The organism is Nostoc sp. CCY 9925, assembly GCF_963920935.1.
Taxonomy (GTDB): Bacteria; Cyanobacteriota; Cyanobacteriia; order Cyanobacteriales; family Nostocaceae; genus Nostoc.
Genome location: NZ_CAWUDO010000210.1, coordinates 1 through 5,700, shown reverse-complemented (window position 1 = coordinate 5,700; position 5,700 = coordinate 1). Strand labels below are relative to the sequence as shown.

Annotated in this window: 6 protein-coding genes; 3 read left to right on the top strand and 3 right to left on the bottom strand. The window is 43.0% G+C overall.

Annotated elements, in window-relative coordinates; genetic code table 11:
* Together nifN and ACM0OY_RS39315 are read left to right on the top strand one after the other, a co-directional pair.
* The coding region (nifN, locus tag ACM0OY_RS39320) for a nitrogenase iron-molybdenum cofactor biosynthesis protein NifN (protein ID WP_414574122.1) at positions 1-1,172 on the top strand (1,172 nt) is incomplete at its 5' end.
* Between the two features lie 523 nt (positions 1,173-1,695).
* The gene (locus ACM0OY_RS39315) at positions 1,696-3,504 is read left to right on the top strand and encodes an ABC transporter ATP-binding protein (RefSeq protein WP_414574123.1); all 1,809 of its coding nucleotides are present in this window, start codon (positions 1,696-1,698) and stop codon (positions 3,502-3,504) included.
* On the opposite strand, the gene ACM0OY_RS39310 is transcribed toward ACM0OY_RS39315, so the two are convergent.
* The 3 genes from ACM0OY_RS39310 to ACM0OY_RS39300 are packed head-to-tail and all read right to left on the bottom strand — an operon-like array spanning position 3,416 to position 4,762.
* Positions 3,416-3,856: a hypothetical protein gene (locus ACM0OY_RS39310; RefSeq protein ID WP_414574121.1), complete on the bottom strand. Its 441-nt coding sequence runs from the start codon at positions 3,854-3,856 to the stop codon at positions 3,416-3,418. The two genes, ACM0OY_RS39315 and ACM0OY_RS39310, sit on opposite strands and share 89 nt — an antisense overlap.
* Positions 3,857-3,888: 32 nt before the next feature.
* A complete protein-coding gene (locus ACM0OY_RS39305) occupies positions 3,889-4,512 on the bottom strand; it encodes a hypothetical protein (RefSeq protein WP_414574120.1) in 624 nt (207 codons plus the stop codon).
* A gap of 52 nt (positions 4,513-4,564) precedes the next feature.
* Positions 4,565-4,762 (bottom strand): nitrogenase component 1, encoded by a 198-nt coding sequence (locus ACM0OY_RS39300; RefSeq protein WP_414574119.1) that lies wholly within the window; start codon positions 4,760-4,762, stop codon positions 4,565-4,567.
* Positions 4,763-4,821: 59 nt separating this feature from the next.
* On the opposite strand from ACM0OY_RS39300, the gene ACM0OY_RS39295 reads away from it, so the two are divergent.
* Entirely contained in the window at positions 4,822-5,568 is a 747-nt protein-coding gene (locus ACM0OY_RS39295) for a creatininase family protein (RefSeq protein WP_414574118.1), read from the top strand.
* The last annotated feature ends 132 nt before the right edge of the window (positions 5,569-5,700 follow it).

The following is a 5,700-nucleotide window of genomic DNA, read 5'->3' as shown; positions in this document are numbered from 1 at the left end:
CCTTCTGCCTTAAAGCGCGTAACCTTTCATCATCACCAAAAGCTGACAAGAACCCTATTTTGGGCGGCGAAGAAAGGGTTGAACAAGCAATCTTGACTTTGGTGCAGAGATCCAAACCAGAAATTATCGGTCTTTGTACCACTGGACTTGTGGAAACCAGAGGCGATGATATGGGGCGCTTTGTTAAAGAGATTCGCCACCGTCACCCAGAACTAGATTATTTACCAATTGTGCTTGTCTCTACACCTGATTTCAAAGGTACATTAGAAGATGGTTTTGCTGGCGCAGTCGAGAGTATAGTTAGGGAAATCCCACAAAGAAGTGATAAGCAAGATGCTTGTCCGACACAAATCACTATTTTGGCGAGTTCTGCTTTCACACCAGGGGATGTACACGAAATCAAAGAGATTGTCACCTCTTTTGGACTTGAACCTATTGTTGTACCTGACCTTTCTGGCGTACTAGATGGTCATATAGAAGATTCCTCTAGCGCGCTGGCTTTGCCCACCGCAGGCATCGTAGCTAATGGCACAAATACAGCCCAGTTGCGCTCAATTGGTAGTTCTGTATTCACTTTGGTACTAGGTGAGAGTATGCGGGGTGCAGCGCAAATTTTGGAAAAGAGATTCAATATTCCTTACGAGGTATTTGGTGAACTGACGGGACTATTAGCAGTAGATAAATTCCTGCAAGCTTTGGCAGATATCAGTGGTGTCAGCGTACCCCAGAAATACCGCCGCCAACGCCGTCAGTTACAACATGTGATGTTGGAGAATCACTTTTACTTTGGTTGCAAGCGAGTTGCTTTGGCGCTGGAACCAGATTTACTTTGGTCAACGGTTTCTTTCTTGCGATCGCTAGGAGTTCAGATTCACGCAGCAGTGACGACAACACGCTTTCCTCTGTTAGAAAAACTTCCGATTCCTAGTGTCACTATCGGCGATTTGGAAGACTTTGAGCAACTGGCGGTTGGATCTGATTTGCTAATTACCAACTCTCATGGAGTGGCGATCGCTCAACGCTTACAAATTCCTCTCTACCGTCAAGGGATTCCCATTTTTGACCGCTTAGATCACAGTCAGTTTACCAAAATTGGCTACCGAGGTACTATGCAGCTTTTATTTGATATTGGCAACCTGTTTTTAGAGCAAGAAACAAAGGTTAAGCATTAAACAGGCACATATTCAGGAGAAAATATCAATTCGTCAAGTGGCAATCAGATTTGCTGTTAGCAAAAGTCTAGTCCAAAAGCTATAGCCGTAGTCACACAGGTTAGGACATTTTGAAAGCATGGAAGCTAGGAATAGTAATACTTTTACCTCCTGCCTCCTGCCTTCTGCCCTCTGCCTTCTGCTGTAGTAAAGCAACAACAAGTTGATGGAAATTTACAACCCATAAAGCGAGGGAAACCGCAGTTTAGTGATCTCACAAATGCTGAAGTAGAGTTTAGAGAACTGGTTGTAGAGAATCAGGATGCAACTTTAATAGAGTTATGTGAATTATTTGCATTGAAGACGGGAAATTAAGCCGAAAGCAATATTTTGTGTCACCACTCAGTTGGAGACTTGTCATTCTAGCTCCTGAGTTATGAGTTCTTTTTTGGTAAAATTTATAAAGATTAAATAAAGTCAGGAAGAGCCGCTGCACCTGGGGTATCTCGCGGAAAGTAAAGATGAAAATTAAAAAAAAAGAAATATTCTACGCCAATCACTGACGGTTTTCCGGTACAGTGGACGGGCTATAAGCTTAGTATGGACTACTAGCCGATCGCTTACTATTCTTTTGGCTAGTTTAACTTTAGTAGCTGGTATTTTACCGGCAGCGATATCTTACATAAGTAAGTTAATTGTTGATGCAGTAGTATTTGCGTCTCAAGTTAACTCAGACAGCAATGGTTTTGTCAATATTTATCCTGCTTTGTTGTATGTAGGATTAGAAGCGATCGCTGTAATTTTACTCGCAGGCGGTCAACGGGGAATCATTATTTGTCAATCGTTATTGCGGGCGCTACTGGGTCAGCGTGTGAATGTACTCATCTTAGAAAAGGCGCTGACACTGGATCTTAGGCAGTTTGAAGACTCAGAATTTTATGACAAATTGACCAATGCCCGACGAGAAGCATCAGTTCGTCCCCTTTCCTTAGTAAACCGCACCTTTGGCTTAGTGCAAAATGCCCTTTCCCTGATTACTTACGGTATTTTGCTAGTTAATTTCTCAGTTTGGGCGGTGCTAATGCTGATTTTGGCTGCCATACCTGTATTCATTGCCGAAACAAAGTTTGCTGGAGAAGCCTTTCGCTTGTTTAGTTGGCGTGCATCAGAAACCCGTCAACAGCACTACTTAGAAAATCTGCTAGCAAGAGAAGATTTTGTCACAGAAGTCAAACTCTACCAGCTAGGAGACATGTTGCTAGGACGTTACCGCAACCTGTTCGATCAACTTTATGGCGAAGACCGCGATTTGACTCTGCGACGAGGGTTGTGGGGGTATCTCCTGAGTTTAGTCAGTACTGGCGCTTTTTACGTAGCTTATGCTTGGATTGTGCTGGAAACAGTGCGAGGTAAGATTTCCTTGGGAGACATGACAATGTATCTCACTGTGTTTCGCCAAGGACAGTCTACTTTCTCCAATGCCCTGACTTCTATTGGAGGGATGTATGAGGACAACCTATATCTATCAAATCTCTATGATTTTCTGGAAGAGAAAGTACCAAAGTCTTGGGGTAAGGCAACTGTTGGTTTAAATCCCCAAGATGGTATTCGTTTTGAGAACGTGTCATTTACTTATCCAGGAAGTTCCAAGCCAGCATTGAGAAACATTTCGCTGCACTTGAAACCCAGAGAGAAACTGGCAATTGTAGGTGAAAACGGTTCCGGTAAGACTACCTTAATCAAACTACTTACCCGACTCTACACCCCTGACTCTGGGCGAATTTTCTTAGATGGTTTGGACTTGCAAGAATGGGATGTGGATGTGTTGCGGCGTCGCATTGGTGTGATTTTTCAGAACTTTGTCCGCTATCAATTTACTGTGGGTGAGAATATTGGCGTGGGCGATGTAGAAGATCTCGAAAATACAACTCGTTGGGAAACTGCTGCTCAAAAAGGCATGGCGCAATCTTTTATCGACCAATTACCCCAAAGCTTCCAGACTCAACTCGGCCGTTGGTTTAAGGGAGGACAGGAACTTTCTGGGGGACAGTGGCAGAAAATTGCTTTGTCTCGTGCTTTTATGCGATCGCAAGCAGATATCTTGGTGTTAGATGAACCAACATCAGCGATAGATGCCCAAGCTGAGTTTGAGATTTTCAATCATTTTCGCGCTATTACTCAAAATCAGATGGTACTTTTGATTTCCCATCGCTTTTCTACGGTACGAATGGCTGACAAAATTCTAGTAATAGAAAATGGGGAAGTTATAGAACAGGGAACTCACGAAGAACTGTTACAGCTAGGGGGACGTTATGCCAAATTGTTTCTGTTGCAAGCAGCCGGTTATCAATAGGAAAGGTGTTAGCAGTTACTTTTGAATTGAGATAGCGATCGCCTACCTTGTCATTGGATTTTGCCCAGGCTTCTGTTTTGAATAAATCTTCGTAGTGTTTGGCTACCTGCTGTACGTACTCAATTTGGTCTTTTTCGCTACTAAAATTTCTCAGGATAGTAATTTCTGACTCTAATGCCTCGATTGAAGTAAGGTGATTGTTGATAACACCAACACTAATGCCATGGCTCATGTGGATGGCGATTTCCCCATTTTGCAGGTCTTTGGAGAGAATGACCATTGCTCGCTCAAATGTGAGCGTCCCAAGCTGCCTAGAAGTGCTGGTTTTATTAATCGATGGATATAATTTCATCGATGTTTAAGACTTCAACTGTAGCATTAGGGCTAGTTCATATTTGTGGTTTGTTCGAGTAAGCGTGTTGCTTCCTCAAGCAATGCGCTTGCGTTTTGAAGCAGTGTTCGCACCTGGGTTAAGTTGTTGCGACGTTCGATACCAAATTGTGCTTCTATATACTGCGCATCATGCTGATGGCTGAGGTGAACTACCCGTACTTGTTGTTCTTTTTCTGAAGGTGCAAATATTGCGTTTTCGGCGGTTAGTTTATAGTATGAGTACGTACCACTGGGGCGTTTGACATTGTAGATGTTGAGTTCGCAACCAGCTGGCGCGATGTACTGTCCGTCGAAGTTGGTAAGTCCAGTACGAATATTATCTAATGTGGTGGCGATCGCCTCAATGGCCGGGATAACACTTAACGATTCTGGTGATTGTGGGCAACCGCGCCTCATCAGCATCATGATAGCGGCAGAACGACGGGTGAGGCGAATTCGTTCTTGATACTGGCGCATTTGTTCTTCCCGGATACGAACAAGTTCAAGTTCTTCATCGGGGGTTAGTTGAAGCGCACTCCCACAAGTTTTGTAATTCAAGCAGTCGCCAGGGTCTATGCCTGGGTATTGCATCATACTGGCACAGCCAAATCCAAGCCCGCATTTTTTCTTGGGCATGGGTTACATGCTTTTGTTCTAGTTACTTTTATTTGCGATCGCTGTTTATTTATTAATACTTGTTGGGTAATTCTTTTTCCCCACCAAAAATTACTGCCTTCTCACTTATGTTCGTAGTCACCACGGGTTCATAAGGTGAACCACTATTGCGGCTATTGGTCAGCTTGTAGGCCTGTTTTACACCATAGGCACAGCCACTTGACCCGTGAGAAATGACGATCACATTTTTAATGCCACTTAAAATCTTCATAATTGTGTTAGTAGAACTTGAATAATAGAATATTCCTTCTTAGAGGAAAATCAGCAAAAATGTTACTACATTTAAGTACTTGGCAAGAAGTTGAAACTTATTTACAGCAATCAAAAGGTATTATTTTTCCGATTGGTTCCACAGAACAACATGGGCCAACGGGATTAATTGGTACTGATGCTATTTGTGCAGAAGCGATCGCTCACGGTGTGGGTGATGCAACTGGAGCGATCGTTGCCCCTACAATTAATGTAGGGATGGCACTGCATCATACTGCTTTTCCTGGGACAATCAGTCTCCGGCCCAGCACTTTAATTAAAGTAGTGCGAGACTATATAACTTGTTTAGCCAAAGCTGGTTTTACCAAGTTCTACTTTATCAACGGACACGGCGGTAATATCGCCACCCTCAAAGCCGCTTTTTCCGAAACTTACGCTCATTTAGAAGATTTACACATTGCCAATGCCCAAAAAGTACAATGTCAAGTGGCTAACTGGTTTATGTGCAGTTCAGTATATAAACTAGCTAAAGAATTATATGGAGATCAAGAAGGTTCTCATGCAACCCCAAGCGAAGTAGCACTCACCCAGTACGTTTATCCAGAAGCAATTAAGCAAGCATCCCTTTCAGGAGAAGTTGCAAGCGGACACAGGATTTATAGTGCAGCAGACTTTCGAGTGCATTATCCAGACGGACGCATGGGATCAAATCCGGCTTTAGCAAGCCCAGAACATGGTAAACAATTTTATGAGTTGGCGGTGAAAGAACTCAGCAATGGATATTTGGAATTTCTCAATGCAGAGTAAAAAAAGATGCAAAGATAAGCTGTTCCACATTTAACTTGCTATAACAGCATTACCTTATACTAATTGCTCCAATTAATGTAACTTTTGCTCCGACGGTCGAAGACTCGTTAACGCTGCGCTATAGATAGCTAT

Bases quoted from the DNA above. Each gene is read 5' to 3' on its own strand.
- ACM0OY_RS39310 (WP_414574121.1), bottom strand. From the start codon at position 3,856: ATGAAATTATATCCATCGATTAATAAAACCAGCACTTCTAGGCAGCTT.
- ACM0OY_RS39305 (WP_414574120.1), bottom strand. From the start codon at position 4,512: ATGCCCAAGAAAAAATGCGGGCTTGGATTTGGCTGTGCCAGTATGATG.
- ACM0OY_RS39300 (WP_414574119.1), bottom strand. From the start codon at position 4,762: ATGAAGATTTTAAGTGGCATTAAAAATGTGATCGTCATTTCTCACGGG.
- ACM0OY_RS39295 (WP_414574118.1), top strand. From the start codon at position 4,822: ATGTTACTACATTTAAGTACTTGGCAAGAAGTTGAAACTTATTTACAG.